We start from the raw sequence: 18,196 nt of genomic DNA, 5'->3' as shown, positions 1-18,196 counted from the left end.
CGGCAGCAAAATTTCGGCATCACTTTTGTAACGTGCTGGCTATACCACCCCACCATATAGCGCGACAGGAGCGGGAGCGGCATCCGGTTTATCCGGCTGCCGCTAATGGTCATATCTGAAACTCCTGTATTTCTTCTGATACGTGCTGAATGCAACACCCCACCATATAGCGCGACAGGAGCGGGAGCGGCATCCGGTTTATCCGGCTGCCGCTAATGGTCATATCTGAAACTCCTGTTTCTTCTGATACGTGCTGGCTACAACACCCCACCATATAGCGCGACAGGAGCGGGAGCGGCATCCGGTTTATCCGGCTGCCGCTAATGGTCATATCTGAAACTCCTGTATTTCTTCTGATACGTGCTGGCTACAACACCCCACCATCATATCGTGCAACAGGAGCGGGAGAAGTTTTATCTGAAGTGTTAGCCATCAATTTAATCTATATATAAAGTTTACTACCTTCTTCCGATAGATTTGATTTTATTAACGATGTTTTTAAAAACCCTTTTAAAGTATTATCTAAGGGAAGATCGGGCACTTGATCAAAATTCACACCAACAAATTCCACATACTCAAAGTGCTCGAATTCTTGCGCAAGCGCATCCACCATTCCCTCCCATGTTAGTACGATTACTTTTTTCCCATCTTGCCGATAATCTGCTGGGCTATAGCGTTTTAGCTTCCTTAAAACTCCCGTTCCTGTCATCGCGTACTCAACGATATATTTGGGTTCCCCATTATGAAGAACGGTATACGGAAAAACCCCCTTCTGGTTAAACCGTACAGGTCCGATCTTTTCAAACATCTTTTCTTGGCTTTTTTCTGTCCCCAATTTTTTCAGAAGATACATTCCGGTCTGAAAAGGGAGCAACATCACATTACTACGAAAATGATGCATTTCTTTTCTGATTATTCTTTCAAAATCCTCATACTGTTCATCTGGTTTATTCAACATAATTAGGACATGATCGATCTGAAGCATCTTTTTAACTTCTGTGATTAAGCTGTTCATCATTTTTTCAGTGGCATATTGCTCTATTGCATATATAGCGATCGTTTTCTTACCATCTGGTGTTATAAGGCAGCCGTTAATATGTGAATTTCGATCAAGAGCAAATGTCGCTTTCGTTTCTCTGCTATCCTTCATTTGATATCCGAAGGGGGTAAGCTGAACAAGAATGTCATTAACTAAAAGCACCTGCGCCATCCTTCGTCCTTCGAGTCGAAGTCTTTCCTGGTTTCTATTATATTCGTCAATAATGCCATATTCCTTCAGAGCCTCAAGTGCCTTTATTTTGATAAAGTACACGGAGGAAGACTTCCTTCCATCTTCCTTTACAATAGCTTTATCCTCGAGAAAACCGGAATGTTTTAAGACATATAATCGTTTATATACATAATTCCTCCTTTCATTTTCTCGGAAGAATAGTTCGTGTATTTGAGGCACATTTAGCGCTCGAAATTTATAGAGCACATAGAACAGTTCTAAATCTCTTTCCGTCAAAGTTATGTTAGGTCTATCTACCACTTATCCTCTCCCCTTCCATTTGACTTCACTTGAAGCGGGTATTCTATTTTATGCTCTTGGAGCTTCTGTTCTCGGTTAAGTACTGCTGGTCATACCTGCAACCTTCGATGGAGGGCTGCCTATACATACCGCCCTCCATTTGTGTTTCCAAGTATGTATATGGCGAGATTCAAAAATCCCTTATATGGCATGGGTTCATGCTATTTTTGGTGGAAAGAATGTATTTGTATATTTTATGGAGGAATACAAAACACATTTTGATTGATACAAAAGGAATTTATTCATAATAAAACACTTATGACAGGTAAAAACGGAGAGGTAAAAATAGCTTTGGTTTATAAAACCATTGTTTTTACCCCTGTTCTTTCTCCTGTTCTTTCTTTTTTCCTAAGTGATTCTACTGTCTTTTTGAATTGATAAGAAAACTTCAGATGCATATCTTTCAGGTGCCAAAAATACTTCAGTATGTGCATTTCCTTTGTCATAAAGGCCCTTTTCTGCAAACGAGAGGTGAGTCCAGGAATCTTTTAGTAAGAGTCCAGAAGATCTAAATGCATCCATAACATATTTTCTCCCTCTGTTATCAAGATCGCTTTCGATCAAATTGGGAAAACAATGAACTATATAAATAAAAGATTCCTCAAAAGGGTGGTTTTTTTCCAGCCCTCTTTCCTGCAATAGAGCGAATATTTTCATCCCAAGTTCAGCTTTGTAATCCCTTATTTCTTTTCTAACTTCTCTTAATTGCCTATTTGCCTGATCGTAAATAGGCAGCAAACCAGGTAAGGAGAAATGGAATATCCATGCCTGCCTATCTTCAGTCCAATAGATCCGCAAATCCCCCTCTTCAGGAGGTTTTATACCAAGTTCCAAACGCATAATAATCACCCTTCTCAACTCTAAAAAGAGATCTTATTCCCCTAAAAAGTACATCACTTCGTCATTAATTAGTGTCTTATTTTGAGACTCGGTTGCTTGCTCCGATACCTCGTCTTCTGGCGGAGTCAATGGACTTTTTAATGTAATCTTTGTTGTTTCAGTACTCTTATCATTGATCAGATTAAAACCGGATTGAGTAGCTGCGCGTCGTTCAATTTTCTGTAGAATTTCATTTAGTTTCAACTCTATCCTCAATTCCAAAGAATCTAGACGTGAGACTACATGATTAATGTCTTCTTTTTTTTCGAAAAAATCGATTGCTTCACGTATGTAGGCACTTCTCGTACCCATCTTCATCCCCTTTAAATGGGTCAATTGGTCATCGTCACAGCGAAATGTTACATGTTTGTTTTTCCCCTCCGGCACACTTCCCCCTCCTTTGAATTTGTGTTACAACGTTATCTTTTACACAAAATGATGTGTCACAAATGTTATTAAAGCCAATTGAAATGTGTCACAAATGTTATTAAAGTCAATTGAAAATTGTTATTCTAACTTATTGTGTTACTTTTGTGTTACACCTTAATTGGATATATACAATTGTTTCTCTCTTTCTCTGTTTTCTTTATATTCCTGTAAGCGGCCATAGATGAGGTAGCCCAATGCATCTGCAAATTGGTGGTCCTCGACAATTTCTTGATTATGGTGGAATCCTAATATTCGTTCTTCAAGATCTCCAGGTCCACCACCGCATATAAACGCAGTATGGATGAAATCTTTTTGACTTCCCCACTTCGTTTTAATCGTATCCAGGTTGATCTGGGCGACAATATCTTTTGCTCTTTTAATGTCGTTTTTAAGATCAAAGTATTTACCTTTATAATTAATTCCGCCCGATTTTAAGATCGGTTCAACTTGGGGTAAATTTAATCTTGCTCCGGATTGCTCATAAAATGCTTGTTCAACTATCTTTCGAATCTCCACCATTCCCACTCCTTCATCAGAGCTGAACGACATGTCACCAAGTGGTTTAAATTTTTCTCCTGCCTCGAAAACTATAACATCGAGCGTATAGAAGCCCATATTGATTACAGCCAGTTTCAGTCCCTGTTGAAGAAGGTCTTTGCGCGTTGGTACCCCATGGATATTCATCAAACAGGAGTAAATGCTCGCGCCCCCCTGGAGGTACACTGTTGCCTTTTCAAAACCAATTGTATATTCCGTCCCCTCAAATTTACCGGCTTTATGCTGCACCTTGCCTTTGAATTCACGTAAGTAATTTTCAAATTGCACTTTTTGAGTCTTATAAAAATCAAGCGGTAAACCAGTTATAAGATGCAAGGGTTGATCTACCCCGACTGTTAACATGCTTGTAGCCGTTGCAATTAATTGTGTTGTCGTTGGGTGATCAATTTTGTTCTTATCAAAGGCATAAGCTGCTTTCGTTGACGATAAAGCAAGTTCCCCTACAAAAATTTCCTTTTTTGAACCATCTGGCATTGTGACAACGACATGGATGTCTGTATCTTGATTTTCTACCCCAAAGGCATCGTTAAGGTCTCGAGAATACGGTGGTGCTACCAAACTTCTAATAAGTACGCGCTCTCCTCGTTCATTAACTCCTTTCACCCATCCATAACCAATATCGAGCCCAATCTTAAAATATTTCAGCATTTTGAAATTAGTCATCTCACTATCCCCTTCCATTAATCTTAGTTCGGTGCTTCTAACCAAAAACAAAAAAAACGAACAGGTGCCGTTAATCCTGTTCGTTTTAAGGTGGATTATGATATTTTCTATGCATCATGTTTCTGTCTGAATGAGCTTTTCCTCACTCTTCAGGTTTTCATAAAACCCAAGGAAATCCATCATTGTTTCCGGCTTTACACTAACGCTGAGCGTTATGATGTTCCCTTCTTTTTTAAAAGTCATAAATTTGTACAAACGAGTTACATTCATAATAAATTTATTGGTATCCGCTGCTTTTGTATGTACGATATATTTCTTAGAGAATTCAATACCGCGGATTTCCCCGTCATGTCTTTTGAGATGAAAATCATCATTCCATGTGGCCAAAAGAGTTTCAAGATTAAACTCCGAAAATGCATTACTCATTTTGAGATTCCTCCTTTTCAATCACGTGAGTCACAATCTCATTTACATCATCTTGATCTTTTTCATATAACCAGAAGACATGCTTCAAGAGATATAAATCAGATACCTCAACTATATTTCTTCCTCGGACAACTGCTGCAGCCCTCAATAAATTGAGTGAATTACGTAGTCTACGATCTGAAGGAAAAATCTCCTTTTTAAAAAGCTGATCTCTCATTTTGATGATCATATCAATTATCAACTCAGGTACCTGGACTTTTTTCATCTCTAATCTTAATTGCTTAATGTCCTCCAAAGTTATGGATCCTAAAACTTCATCCGAAGATTTAGGCTTTTGGGTTAATAACCCTCTTAAATTATCAGATTCTTTGATATAGTCGATTCGTATCCGCACAAGAAAACGGTCATATAAAGCCTGAATATCCTCGTCTTTCGGGTATGAATTCGTAGCACCAAACAATGAAATTAATGGGACCTTGGTAGAAATGTTATTTTGTATAAATGTCCTCTCATTCATTATCTCTAGAAGGCTGTTGAGGGTGTCACCAGTGGCTCGCAACGTTTCATCCAAGAAAGCTAGGTCAGCTTCAGGGAGCTTGTTTTGTGTAAGGCGTATATACTCTCCATACTCCATCCTGTAGGGTTCATACGGACCAAGAATTTCATCGATTTTAGTTTCTTTATTCATTGTCCACTTAAAAAGTTTTACTTCTCGGATAAAGTCGCAAATGTCATCTAGCACGGATGACTTAGCTGCGCCTGGAGGACCAATAAGGAGCATATGCTCGGCAGCAATTAGGGAAACAAGAGAGCAAAAAATTATTTCACTACGTTCATAATATTTCTCATTTAAATATGCATCGATGTAATTTATTTGTTGTATGACATTTGAAATGTTCATGAATCAATTCTCACCATCTTTCTATAATGAATCTATCGACGATTGGCCAGTGCACGTTCAGCAATTTGGACGAACTGATCTGTGGTAATCGTAGGTGTAACAAACAAAGTGGATCCAAGTGTATCAATTACCCAACGTGCTAACTGAGTTTTTCCTTCAATCCCTAACTTCATATATATATGTTGAAGATGCTTTTGTACATTTACTTCCGTCATAAACATAATAGCAGCTATTTCTCTCCGCGCTTTTCCTTCAAGAGTCAACCAGAGAACTTCCCTTTGCCTTTCTTTTAACTCACAACGAAACATTGGTTCTTCTAAAGCTTTTCTGATCACTTCATTACTTGTCATTCCACTCGCCTCCCTTTTCTTTTCAAAAAAAAAAAGCCTCTGTACGAGGCCAGATTTGTATTTCTAATGAATTGTTAAATCAACGAATAATAGTAGGAAATAAAAAGAAAACAGAAGAGTTAAATTCACTCTTCTGCCAAGGTTATTCGTGGTAAATTCACTTCCCCCGAAACCACTGAAGTTTCGATAAATTAATTGTACAACATTACTGTACACAGGTCAATACAGATATATAATCTTTTATATTAATGGATCTCAGAAGACTTTATCGATGAAGCTCCTAAAGATAATCGCGTAGACTCTGACATTGACTCTTGCATTGATTTTCCAAATACACCGAATGCTTTTACTCGATAATTACTAGAAAGAGAAAAAGAAACGGTACCAGGTGCTTTTACAATACCATTACTGTATGAAATGCTCCAGTCCGCTGGATCAATCCCCATTGCTGCCATTTTCTTTGATATATCCTCTTCTGCCTGTGCTGTCATTCCTCCACTTTCAGACATTGTTTCTACTGCAAAATCTGTTAATTCATGTGCTTTCCATTGCCAGTTAGCGTAAGTTATCATATCCGGCACAAAGAGAGTAAAAAATGAAAATACCATAATCCACAATAGTTTTTCTGGAGTCTGCAATTTAATCTTCCTTTCATCATAAAATTACATATTACATTAATAGAAAAAAAAACGGCCAAAATTAGGCCGCTTTTAAAATTGGTTGTGATTTATTTTTGGCAATTGGAAGTGTTGTTCATATTATTAAATCATCCCCTTAGGAACAATACCAGAGCATAGCCACTTGCTCACAGTCTGGTATAGACCCACGGTTCTACCATTATTTAATAAAATCATAAATCAGTTCCGCAGCTTTTGCCGGTTGTTTCATGCTCCATGTGTGCGTTTCGCCAGGGATCGTAACCAACTTCGCTTTTTTAATGGTAGAAGCCATCAATTGTGCATTCGCATACGGTGCGGATTGGTCTCCATCACCGTGAATGATAAGCGTCTTCTGTGTGATCTTGTTCAGATCATTAACAATATTAAATCCGATTAGTGCTTGAATATCCCCGAGTGATGTTTCTTTTGCAGGAATCAAGTTTGGAAACCACATATGGAATTCGGCTTGTTGTTCCGGTGTAGTGTTTACGGCATAATCATCTTCAATCATGCCAGGGTACATTTTATTAAATTCTTCCCCTGTATAACCACTTAGGAATCCGAAGTGCTTCCATTCTGGTGAAGTACTAATCAGTACAACCTTTTCCAAGCCTTCAATATTTCTAACAGCTAGCTTTTGGGCTGCAGAGCCTCCCATAGAAATACCGACTATCACTACTTCATTCGCGAAATCTCCGAATTCTCTGCCTTGTTCCACAAATTCAGCTACAACATCAGCCATATCGTTCACACTGCTTAATACTGGACCTTTAGAAAGTCCATGGGCAGGTAGATCAATTTGCACAATTTGTGCTTTCTCGAATTTTTTTCCTAATTCTTCAGCCAATGAATCAGTGGACAATAGGTTAGCAGATGCCCCATGAATCAATAAAAATGTGCGATCTGGATGCTTAGCTTTGCTAACGGAATCACGAACCTTATAAGAAATATTTTGCTCACCAATTTGGACTGACTTGATTACCGCTTTACGTTCTAAATTATTGGAACCCGTGTTGTTTTCTTCTGCAGAGGCGCTACTAGTGCTAAGTGAAGTTGGTGCCAAAATTACCGCTAACGGAGCTATAAAATTCTTCTTCTTAAACATGATAAAACCTCCAAATAGTTTGATTAAGTTTGTCATCTTTTTTTAGTAAAAATACTTTGTAATGAAACACTTTAAGGGTTGCCTCGGAAGAGTTGTCGTAAAAAAAACTCATTTTACCATTTCTGATTTTAGCTTATATCATAGCTCCCATACTCTTGACGAAGGCTACGCCAATTATCGCGATTGGAAGAAGAAGTACAAAAGCATAAACACCTGAACTAATAAGCTGTAAACGAGCAGGTCTCTCTTTGATAATCTTTCTTTGATTCTGTATACGCATTTCTCGCATTAATACCGACTGTCTGTTAAAAATCTGATTTGCTTCTTTTTTAGACATATCCATCGCCTGTTTCATGGCGAAAACAAATCGTTTCGCCGCACCAATGCCTACATTCTCAGCAAATCGGTTTAATGCTTGTTGTTCAGTCATAATATCTAAATCATTAGACAGTCTTTCACAATCAAGCCGTAGCACGTCTGGGGATTGTTCAGTAGCACGTTTAATGGCTTCATAAGGTGTTAACCCTGCAGAAAATAATAATATAAGCAATTCGATGAAATCTGGTAGATAAATACTCGCTTGTTTCTCTTTGTAGGCTACCGCTTTCTTAAGCCGATTTACGGGATATCGATAAAATACAAAGCCTGCAACTACCGCGAAAAACAAAAGCACGGTTGAACCGCTAAAAATACCAAATAGGGACAAGCCAACCATTGCAATACCACCTAACATCAGCTGTTGTGCTGCAATATCTTCAGGTGCTTCTTTCCAACCGACCCTATATAACATTTTTTCAAGTACGTCTTTCTGGTTATGAGACAGTTTGACTTTCCTTTTCGCAGCGCCCTCCATCATTTCAGCTACTTGTTTCCAGGTAGCCTGCTTACCGTTAGTTACATATGCTTGTGAACGATATTTCTTCTCAGATACAAAAATCGAAGCAAAAGCCCAATAAAGAACTAATAGAAAGAGCAAAGCAATCACGTATTGAAGCATCCTCTATTCCTCCCGAATTATTATTTACTAATCAACCATTATTACATCTTGGTCATTTTGTTAACTTTATGGAAGGACCATAAGATGTACAGAAACATTGCAGCAATCAGAACTTGTCCTGCTGGAAGCTTCATTAAATCGTTGTATTGCTCTGCTTGTACGAATCTAAAAAACAAAACAATGAGGATAGCAATCCCTACATTCATTCGATGTGATTGGCGCTGCTGGGTACATTCAACGCGATCTTCTTCCTTTAGGACACGCTTACTCATAATGACCTCAGCCACCTTCTTCATTGTATCGCTAGCATCCCCTCCGGCCTTCTCAACCACAAGAAGCACAGCAGCAAATACCTTGAATTCACTTACAGGAATTTTTTCATACAACTCGTCTAACAAGATTTCTAAAGAGCGCCCTGTTTTATATTCAACCATTAACATTTCCCACTGACTCCTAAGTGGATCCTGAAGACTTTCCGTTGCCCTATCCATTGCCGTTGTTAAGTTGCGAGTAATTGCATAACTTGAACTTACTGCTTCGATTAAAATTTCAACTTGTTCTTCTGACTGATCTTCAAATTGTTGCTTTCGTGTGTTCAAGTAAAACCAAGATAACCATGGACCTCCAATCGCTCCACAAAACATGACCAAAGGTGCCTTCATTAATACTCCTACAAGAAATCCTATCAGCATGCTTCCATATAATATTAACGGTGCTTTGCTACCTACTTTCCATCCAATTTCTTCTGCCTCTCTCTCAAAATCTGCTACGGAAATGAAGCGTAGAAATCCGAATCTTGACTTCTTATCTTTCTCCACTTGAACTTCAATGTGAGATTCTTCCTGTTCTGTTTTAAGCATGGCCCATGAACGATACTTTCTAGCAGGCATGCTCTTCTGAATTACAATAAAGAGAATAATAAATAGAATACCTATGGCCACATAATAAAATAGATCTTCTCTATACATGATTACGCCCCTTTCTTTGAAAAATCGTCTTCCCGCATCCACATACGTAACTCGTCTCTAGATACCCCTTTTTTTACGAGTTTTGCTATTAAAGGCTTAGAAAAAACACAATTTTCGCCCTTTATGTGTCGCCCGATAATTTTAATTTTCTGGTTTTCATCAAATTCAACATCAATATCCTCGAACTTATAAAGGTCATTTACAAGTGGTTGATTATTTTTATATCCCAAAACTTCAATAACCTCTGTGATGCGTCTAGTACCATCCACCTTTTTTTCAACATATACGATAATATCAATCGCAGTTGCTACCATTTGTCCAATAATATCCGGATCAAGTGGTAGCCCATTACGAAGAATCATTTGGAGTAGTCTCATCACTCCGTCTTTAGCGGAGTTCGCATGCAGACTGCTTAATCCACCGTCATGACCAGTATTAAGAATTTCAACCATGTCCAAAGCTTCTGCTGACCGTACTTCACCAACAATTATTCTTGATGGGTACTGACGTAACGCGTTTTTTAGTAATTTACCTAAATCAATTGTTGTTTCTGGCTTGTCAGTTAACCGGCATTCCACACTAATAAAGTGTTTTAGAGGGTAAAGCTGCTTTAACCGCAACTCTTCAGTATCCTCAATGGTAAGTGTGCGCTCCCTATCTGGTATTTCTTCGCAAAGTCTTTTAATAATTGTTGTCTTCCCTGCCCCTGTCCCTCCAACAATAAGGATATTTGCGCCTCCACGAATCAGAACCTTTAAAGAGTCGAACATTTCCTTAGTGCATAAACCAGTTTCAATCATTTTCTCTTCAGACATATTGATTGGAGGATATTTCCGAATTGTAATTGTTGTACCATTGCGAGATACTGGCGCTATTACGATATTAATACGTGTATCCGGTAAGCGTGCATCTACAATCGGAGACGCCTCGTTTACTGTTGCACCGGCCATATTCAACATCTTTTTCGCCATAGCAAGTAGGTGGTCTTCGTCGTCGAATTTCAGATTAGTAAGAGTTATTCCCAATCCAACCTTATCAATGTAAATTTCTTTTGGACCATTAATCATGATCTCTGTGATACTATTATCTTTCATCAATTCTTCAATTGGACCAAGTCCAATTATTTCGTCACACATATACTTTGCCATTTCTTTACTGCTCATCTTATCCATATTTAATTTTTGATCAATAATGATGCGCATAATTTGTTTCTCCATCACATTTCGCATTTCTTTGTCAAAGAAAGCGCGCGCAAGATCATTACCATGTTCAAGAACTAAACGTTCACGAACCTTAGTAATTGCATCAGTGTTCACAATAGCATCAATTGCTCTTTCTGCAGTTACTTTTGATCCGGTCGGGTTCTGCATTACCTCCATATACTCTTCTGTAGTTTGAAGTGCATCATAAAAGTTGTTTTGCTCATTACCCTCTACTAAAGTCTTTTCATCAACTGTGCTCAAGTTGTTTTGCTCATTACCCTCTACTAAAGCCTTTTCATCAACTGTGCTCATAATGAGAAATCTCCCTTCAAATATATTCTTACTTAATAAAAGAAAAGCCAGTGCGCCTTCAATCGCACTGGTCTTTTGAATTTTTATACTCTCTTTGTAAATCGGAATAACCTACGTGTAATGCCTTTGACTCCATTCTCTTTACCTTCTCTTGATTCTTCGAAAGGACTTTCTTTTGCAGCTGTCTTCTTTTTCTTTGGAAAACCAACATTATCAATAAAGGTACTGACGGCACTATTGAAATCATCCCCGCCTCCCTGTAGAAGGTCCAACGAACGCTCTGCCATCGTCGGATCTTCTGGAAGTATAGTGAATACTTCACGCTCCATTAGTTTTTCAATGACCTTTACCAGTGGCTGAGGTGTCCGGTTTAGAACAAGTTTGATTCGGTCATTTTCGATTTCCCGGCTAAGTCGCTTTAACTCTTTAGCTGTATACATGCAATGGGCTACTTGTCCATCAATTAATACAACTACTTCATCAGCAAGTTTCAAACTTGCCGGTGTAACAGCCATTAGCAGCTCACTAGGAACATCAATAAAGATCGCTTGAAACCCTAGTTTATCTAGAGAGTCAATAATAAATGCTGGCATATCATGTTTTAACTTTAAAGATCCCGCAAAAAAACGATCTAGGTTTTGAGAAGGTGTTAATAGAAACAAGTCCTGAGGCAGCTCCGCCACAACGTCTTGCATCTGTCTACTATCATCATACTTTTCATGCGACCAAATATTGCTGTTCAGTAAGAAGTCCTTCACATCCCTATAGTCCTCCCCCTCCTGATTCTTTGAAATCCAGGTTTCAAGGTTTCTAGTAGGATGACTCATTCCCATTGAATATGCTGTAGAAGCATGAAACAGATCTAGTTCTACTAGAGCCGTCCGAATCCCCCGACTTGCTGTTTCTGTTGCAGCTGCACGTAGAAACGTATTTACGCCCATTCCACTATCACAAGACCATCCTGTAATGACTTTACTTGTTCTTTTGTTTACCGTCTCAATACCTTCATTCACATTATTTTTTATCATTGCCCAGTCACTCCTTTATTAGCGTCGCCGATCTGCTCAATGCCTATTGTTGAACTTACGTTTGTACCTTCTATAGAAGTTTCTTTCTTCTGGATATTATTGATATCAAATTCTTTGCTTAGAATATATGGTTTAATATCGTATGGATCTTTTTCACCCAGGTCTGGAATTGTATTTTCATCAGCACTTGGCACCATAATGATGGCAGAATCTCTGAACGCATTAGATGTCGCACTGTTCAACATTCTGAATTGGTCCTCAGTAACAGCCAGTTGTACCACGGTAGGATACAATTCCTTTTTAGGAGCAACGCTTTGACCCTGAGAATTTACAGTATTGGTTGTGTTTTTAGTTGTTAAGTCTTCTGCTTTTTTGTTCTTTGTACTTATTACTTTGATGCTTCTATACATTTTTCCTGAAACCCACTGCTCTTTCGTACCAGATGTTGCATTGCTTCCTTCAACCGCTTGGAACCAAATATCTACTTTAGATCCTTCGATTACATTACCAGCAGCAATTTCAAGTAGGTTTACATTACCAGTCCAAAGCACTTGCCCAGGTTCCAATTGACGTTTAGCATAATCTAGTAATTCTTGTTCGCTGACAATCTTGTTTTGAAAAAAGTAACTGTTTTGTGAAAGTCCATATGATGCCTGTGTAAACTGACCTACTATTTTCGTCATATCCATCACAATGCCTGGAGGCAGTCCTTTTTTAGGTACATTTGTGTGTTCTATCATATCCGCAGTAATCTCGGTATGAGGGGGAATATCATTCTTAGCAAAATAAACCTGGGTCTCTTCCAGTTCTGAATTTACTCGAAACTGACTTATTGCATAAAATGAACCCACAACGATCAAAGCTGCCATTAAAGCAAGTAATTTTCTTTTCTTCATAATTTGTAATTCCTCCTGAATTTTATTGTTTTTCGTCCCAGATAAAAATGACCCTGTGACGAGGGTTATACCAAACATCATCTGCCTTGAGATACTTCATAGCCTTGGACTCACCGGGGAGAGACATTTGGGCTGCGGCATATGGAACAAGTCGTTGTACATCGTAAATCGCTGTGTATTTACTTTGTAGCGCTTTTTCTCCTGCATTCAATGTCCCATACACATAGAATTCATGATAAAAATCATTTAAATCAGTACGCGGTTTATGTTTTGTACGTATTCCTCCTTCTTCAACTGATCTCATCAGCGCAGTTTGCGTTGTATTCCTCGCTCCATCCTCAACAACAAACTTTTTTGTACCAATGTCAACAATGTCGAGCAGAAAGAAGATTAGCGAAATAAAGATCATAAACCATAAAAGCTTCGCAGGTGATTGCATTTATGACTCCTCCTATCTACCTAACCGAAGGCAGGGATAAAAAATGAAATTGTAATTCCAACTGACATTGTTATCATTACTGCTCCCGGTAAGATACGAAAATCTTTATTATCCAAACTGCTGGATGGCGCAAAAGCGTTCATGCCCGCCTTGGCCATGATATAGCCAATGGTGTTCTCAAAGATCGCTTTAACTACACGTTTAAGCCCGTATTTCCTACCAAAGCGATAAGCATCAATAAGAAATAAAATCAAAACAAGGCTAAAGAGAAATATCCTTAACGCTGATCGCATTTCATCTCTCACAAATCCCCCGTTAACTGCTAATACGTAGCAGCAAATCCCTAGACCATTAGTCATCATCATTTTAGTATCGCCAGGAGCTGTAGATCCCGCAGCCTCAAGTAATAATCCATAGAAAAGAAATGCGATACAACCCCATCCAACTGCCCATAAAACAGCAGTTCCTTGCTGTACAATAATAAGAGTTAAAAATAACAGCAAATAAAGAACATGCCATAAATTCTTTGTTATTCTCCAACGAACATCACAATACATATTGAATCCGTTGTAAACAATTAATAGAATCAAACTACTCAAAATCATTTCTCTATTTCCCTCCCTTTGAATTTCCTTCTACTCTTATAAAAAAACCTCCCTTTCGGGAGGAAGGTTTAATCTTTAGGCCAATTCCACATACTCTCATCAAAGTTATCCCAATCTATCAGTGATTGACTTTGCAATACGTCATAATTATCTTTCCACAAAGAAGTAGGTCCAGAAGGGAATAGTGGTGATGGAAAAGGTTCTTCCGGATTAATCTGTCTTACATAAAAATCGTCCATTACCGTTCCAGAGACTGTATACTGCATAAGCACGCATTGGTGAAGAGCGTTAACTCCTTCTGCATACAAATCCACGGAAACTATAAAAGTTCCTGCTGGCATATTTAAACTGGTATAAAACGCTCTACCACCAGGATAGTAATAGTTTGCATCGTTCGGATCGTTTGACCCTGGATTTGAGCCTTCTTGGTATACCACTTCATCACCATGCTTTGCGACCCATGCTGTCGGCATCGCCCATGTAACTTCGTTACCTGCTGTCCTTATCTTTACTAGGTCAATATCCTGTAACGTCCCATCCTCTTTTGGAAAGTGTGCAACTGCTCTTGTAAGATTACCTTGACGTCCTCGATCTTCGGTATACTTGGCATCAATTGCAAATGTAAATCCTTGCCCAGCTTGTACTGTAGAACTTCCACCTTGAACAAGAGGAACATCAATACCGTTTATTTCATCTGCATTTTCCTCCACATATGACCCCGACAGGCTTGAAGATACATAGGCGTTGAAATATTCATAGTAATTCCCTTCGTTCCAATTGACACAATCACGTCCAATATAGGCTCCAGTAACAGGATGATAAATATTTTCATAACGGGAACAATACGAATAAGTTCCAGAAACACCTGTGGTTGCACCAATTGAGCAAAAGTTTCCATTTGGTGGCGTAGAACCAGTTATTTCAAATGAAGCAATTTGAGTATTATCCGCGTAGGTCGTTTCCGGATCAACTGGTTGTATATTTATTGTTGCCATCAAGTTGTATCCATTGCCTATGGCCATATTTCCGCTATTCCAATCAAAGAAAACCGTTCTTGTATCACCAGGAGATGGGAGTAGAATCGATTTAGTCTCTATAAGACTTGCATTTCCGTTGGCGTCTAGAATATACAGTCTAACGGCTGCCTGTTTCTCTCCGTTAGTATCAGAAGATAATTGTTCCCGTCCGACCACAACACGTGTGGTCACAGATGAATTCTGAGTAGCTGAACTAGCAGAAATTGTTTTCACGAAGTAATTTAAATTTTTGGACATCAGTTGATACTTTTTACTGATCTTATTATCAGTCCAAGCATTAGTCCCATCAGCTTTAGTCTCATTAATAGGCTTGTTATGATTTTTATTTATTTCTGCATCAAAATAAAGATAATTTCCGCCTGGTACAATAGGAAGAACTAGATTTGAAATCCATTTTTGTTCTCTCGGTGACAAGCTGAATTTCGCAGGCTGTGATTGTAGTGTTTGGTTAGTCCACCAGTCCAGATAAGTATCAGTGACCGTCTCTGTATAGCTCTCATTCTCCACTAAAACCTCAAAATTCACTGAGTTACCAATTTGTGGCTTAGTCGGATTTAACCGAACCTCTTTAGCTCTTAGATTAATCTGTACGGGACCGACTCTTACTTCCGTTCGATTATTGAGCCAATCGATCTCGTTCGTAGGTGCGTCCTTATTCGCATTAATGTTCAGTATAAGTAAGGCCGACTGAGGCGGATAAGTAATATCAAACGTTAGGCTACGCGTTTCTCCTCTCTTAAAGTTATTGATCGGAATTTTTGATACAGTATTTCCCGCCGTGTTCCAGCGCCAAGCCAAATAGGTTGATGCGATATCTTTACTCCCCTTATTCGATACATTCACAGTAACTTTGGCTGCAGTACCAGCAGTCTGGGGACTCCCAGGGGTGATTTTAACGCTTGATGGAATTATAGCCAAGTCGTTCTTATAGGTGCCTACTTTGAAATTTGTAACTGCTATACGATCGTAGGCATCACTGACGACCATGGTGAAATTCTGTACGGTACCATCCGGTGTAATAAGTGAACTCATTTCCGACATAGGAATACTACTATTGTAGTTGTACGTTCGTTTTCCAGAAGCATCAAAAACTTTATAGATATTTGGTGAAAAATCATTAAAACGTGTTTGGTCACTTGCTCCTGACATTTCTGTTGTTGAGTTCATGTAATTCAGAACGTCACCAAATGTTTTACTCCCCTTCATAATCCAGATCTTTTGCTTGTGACCTGAATAAGAATAAGTGGTAGTCGATATTTTCAGTTTACCAGTCGCTGCACTAACTAATTCACGCTGTTCACCATTACTTTCCATTCCAAATACAGCATGTATTTTTGGCCATGGAGTCACTGAATATGTCGTTTTAAAAGCCGGATATGTGATACCACGGTTCACACCTTTTGTTGGTGTTTGCGCGATCATATCTCCTTCATCCACTCCTCCACCCGAAAGACTAACAATTGAATTGAAACGAAAGAATAGATTTTCTGTTAAGTCTACTGGAGGAATTGCTCCGACATAATAAAAATTATCTGCCGATAATACGTTAGAACTTGAAGCTTTGCCATTCAGAACAGTATTTATTTTGTTTAACACATAACTTGGATTACCGCCTGCCCAATCAGCAACCTTTTTAATAGGAGTTCCTTTTTGTGTGGTATTTACATCACCATTCGGATAGTAAGGAACTAGTCTGTAACCATCACGAGCATCGAATTTATCAGCAGACTCCTGTTCAAGTATTTGAAACAAAAGGACAGGTAGATAGCTCCCTCCTGGAGTTGCATCTGCCCATGTACTAGTAATGACGTTTTTAAACCGAACATCGTCCCAAAGAGCGTAGGCCTTCCGTGATGCAAAAAGTAAATGATCTCCTTGTTCAGGACCACTTGCTCTTAAATCTCCTATCACTTGAGTTTTAACCTCTTTTGTATACGGATAGTATCTAACCCCATATTCCGGTTGAGGTGATGCTGCATCGGATTTAATAAAGGTAACAAGAAATATCAGAACAATTAAAAGAAGCGTTGTCACAAGGACACGCTTCTTTTTTAAATCTGAGGTTTGAACTATGTTCATGAATGCTTTGCCCCCCAGATAACAGCTCCGTCAGCTGAGATACTATTAACTTGTTTTGCCTCTGCACCTACATACATCGAAATACCGAACGTCCCTTTTAGCTTAAAGGTTTTTGTTTCGCCAGCCAGAACATCGACCATTGCTGAGCTCCCGTTCTCTCCGACCAAATATACGCTATAACCACTAGGAATATTATTAGGGAAGTCGATTGTGACAATTCCATCTTTCACCTGAATAGCATCCATAACTTGGTGCATAAAAGATTCACTCTTTTTGTCTATAGGCATAAAACCAATAGCACGGGACAAAATCGTATTGGTAACTGTTTGCTTCTTTACTTCCTTCAATGTAAAGTCGCCTACATTTTTATTTTCCCATCCGTGTGAAGAGCTAGAATTATTAGATGAATTTGATGCACTATCATCCGGAAACTCTGGTAGTTTAGTCGTGTCCGATGCAGTAGTTGGACGTGGCTTTACTTCATCGAACCCATGGTCAACTGCATTTTTTATGAACTGAATCGCTTCTGCTCTTGTTAGTAACTCTGCTCCCGCATAACCCTTAACACTTGGCTTGTCTGTACGCCCTTGGGACAGATCATTTGCCAGCATATAGCGAATTGCATTATCTCCAGAATAATTCACACCAGCAGCTCCGCTTACGATTTCTGCCACTCGTCCTCTGCTCAACTTTTCAGCAGTTTTTGTTGAATCATCAATGCCTTTAAGAGACCAATTATATTTTTTTGCAAACGCATAATATCCGGAATACCATTTTCCTGTTCCTACTGGATTCTGCTTTCCAACAAAGGTATTGATAAGCATGGTCAGAAATTCTGCTTCCGTTACGGTCTGATTAGGTTTAAAAGTATGGTCTTCATAACCTTGTAGTATGTTTTGTGTTACTCCCCAAGTGATCGTGTCGTGTGCCCAATACTGATCTGAAACATCCTTGAATGATTCATTAGCAAACGATGCTGACGCAACAGTGACAAATGTAAGAGCAACGATGATTCCATGTCTAATTTTTTTCGAATTTCGCATTGACTAGACCTCCTCTTCTGTTCGCTTCAATTATCTTGTATTAAAGTTAT

General features: G+C 38.8%; 18 protein-coding genes. All 18 read right to left on the bottom strand.

Translation table 11 applies throughout. The features are described 5' to 3' along the window. Nucleotides 1–442 precede the first annotated feature (442 nt). The gene (locus M2444_RS23400) at nucleotides 443–1,477 is read right to left on the bottom strand and encodes a replication-relaxation family protein (RefSeq protein ID WP_256990706.1); all 1,035 of its coding nucleotides are present in this window, start codon (nucleotides 1,475–1,477) and stop codon (nucleotides 443–445) included. Nucleotides 1,478–1,918: 441 nt separating this feature from the next. Further along, complete coding sequence (locus M2444_RS23395) at nucleotides 1,919–2,410, bottom strand: hypothetical protein (protein ID WP_094878822.1); 492 nt, start codon at nucleotides 2,408–2,410, stop codon at nucleotides 1,919–1,921. A 33-nt stretch (nucleotides 2,411–2,443) separates the two neighbouring features. Continuing rightward, nucleotides 2,444–2,836, bottom strand: a complete 393-nt coding sequence (locus M2444_RS23390) for a hypothetical protein (protein ID WP_280788202.1) — start codon at nucleotides 2,834–2,836, stop codon at nucleotides 2,444–2,446. A gap of 156 nt (nucleotides 2,837–2,992) precedes the next feature. Next, complete coding sequence (locus M2444_RS23385; RefSeq protein WP_280788201.1) at nucleotides 2,993–4,099, bottom strand: ParM/StbA family protein; 1,107 nt, start codon at nucleotides 4,097–4,099, stop codon at nucleotides 2,993–2,995. Between the two features lie 114 nt (nucleotides 4,100–4,213). Further along, a complete protein-coding gene (locus tag M2444_RS23380) occupies nucleotides 4,214–4,525 on the bottom strand; it encodes a hypothetical protein (RefSeq protein ID WP_094878825.1) in 312 nt (103 codons plus the stop codon). After that, nucleotides 4,518–5,426 carry an AAA family ATPase gene (locus M2444_RS23375; RefSeq protein ID WP_094878826.1) on the bottom strand — a complete coding sequence of 303 codons (909 nt, stop codon included), beginning with the start codon at nucleotides 5,424–5,426 and terminating at the stop codon, nucleotides 4,518–4,520. The genes M2444_RS23380 and M2444_RS23375 overlap by 8 nt, the downstream gene beginning before the upstream one ends. A gap of 32 nt (nucleotides 5,427–5,458) precedes the next feature. Beyond that, nucleotides 5,459–5,776 carry a response regulator transcription factor gene (locus M2444_RS23370; RefSeq protein WP_094878827.1) on the bottom strand — a complete coding sequence of 106 codons (318 nt, stop codon included), beginning with the start codon at nucleotides 5,774–5,776 and terminating at the stop codon, nucleotides 5,459–5,461. Between the two features lie 245 nt (nucleotides 5,777–6,021). Then, complete coding sequence (locus tag M2444_RS23365) at nucleotides 6,022–6,414, bottom strand: hypothetical protein (RefSeq protein ID WP_094878828.1); 393 nt, start codon at nucleotides 6,412–6,414, stop codon at nucleotides 6,022–6,024. Nucleotides 6,415–6,613: 199 nt separating this feature from the next. Beyond that, nucleotides 6,614–7,540, bottom strand: coding sequence for an alpha/beta fold hydrolase (locus M2444_RS23360; protein WP_179283797.1), 927 nt, complete (start codon nucleotides 7,538–7,540; stop codon nucleotides 6,614–6,616). Between the two features lie 133 nt (nucleotides 7,541–7,673). Then, entirely contained in the window at nucleotides 7,674–8,537 is an 864-nt protein-coding gene (locus M2444_RS23355; protein WP_094878830.1) for a hypothetical protein, read from the bottom strand. A gap of 41 nt (nucleotides 8,538–8,578) precedes the next feature. Continuing rightward, nucleotides 8,579–9,505: a type II secretion system F family protein gene (locus tag M2444_RS23350; protein ID WP_094878831.1), complete on the bottom strand. Its 927-nt coding sequence runs from the start codon at nucleotides 9,503–9,505 to the stop codon at nucleotides 8,579–8,581. Nucleotides 9,506–9,507: 2 nt separating this feature from the next. Further along, nucleotides 9,508–11,019, bottom strand: a complete 1,512-nt coding sequence (locus M2444_RS23345; protein ID WP_280788200.1) for a TadA family conjugal transfer-associated ATPase — start codon at nucleotides 11,017–11,019, stop codon at nucleotides 9,508–9,510. Nucleotides 11,020–11,102: 83 nt separating this feature from the next. After that, nucleotides 11,103–12,047 (bottom strand): CpaE/TadZ family protein, encoded by a 945-nt coding sequence (locus tag M2444_RS23340; RefSeq protein ID WP_094877622.1) that lies wholly within the window; start codon nucleotides 12,045–12,047, stop codon nucleotides 11,103–11,105. After that, nucleotides 12,044–12,943, bottom strand: a complete 900-nt coding sequence (locus tag M2444_RS23335) for an SAF domain-containing protein (RefSeq protein WP_280788199.1) — start codon at nucleotides 12,941–12,943, stop codon at nucleotides 12,044–12,046. Before M2444_RS23335 ends, M2444_RS23340 begins: the two co-directional genes overlap by 4 nt. 22 nt (nucleotides 12,944–12,965) lie before the next feature. Then, nucleotides 12,966–13,382 (bottom strand): hypothetical protein, encoded by a 417-nt coding sequence (locus M2444_RS23330; protein WP_094877624.1) that lies wholly within the window; start codon nucleotides 13,380–13,382, stop codon nucleotides 12,966–12,968. A gap of 20 nt (nucleotides 13,383–13,402) precedes the next feature. Further along, nucleotides 13,403–13,987: a hypothetical protein gene (locus M2444_RS23325; RefSeq protein ID WP_280788198.1), complete on the bottom strand. Its 585-nt coding sequence runs from the start codon at nucleotides 13,985–13,987 to the stop codon at nucleotides 13,403–13,405. 68 nt (nucleotides 13,988–14,055) lie between these two features. After that, the gene (locus M2444_RS23320; protein WP_280788197.1) at nucleotides 14,056–17,103 is read right to left on the bottom strand and encodes a CARDB domain-containing protein; all 3,048 of its coding nucleotides are present in this window, start codon (nucleotides 17,101–17,103) and stop codon (nucleotides 14,056–14,058) included. Continuing rightward, nucleotides 17,100–18,146, bottom strand: a complete 1,047-nt coding sequence (locus M2444_RS23315) for an S-layer homology domain-containing protein (RefSeq protein WP_280788196.1) — start codon at nucleotides 18,144–18,146, stop codon at nucleotides 17,100–17,102. Before M2444_RS23315 ends, M2444_RS23320 begins: the two co-directional genes overlap by 4 nt. Between the last annotated feature and the right edge of the window lie 50 nt (nucleotides 18,147–18,196).

This window comes from Paenibacillus sp. PastF-3, from assembly GCF_029893135.1.
Classification (GTDB): domain Bacteria; phylum Bacillota; class Bacilli; order Paenibacillales; family Paenibacillaceae; genus Paenibacillus_AQ; species Paenibacillus_AQ nitricinens.
The sequence above is the reverse complement of the archived record's forward strand: the minus strand, read 5'-3'. Positions and strand labels throughout refer to the sequence as shown.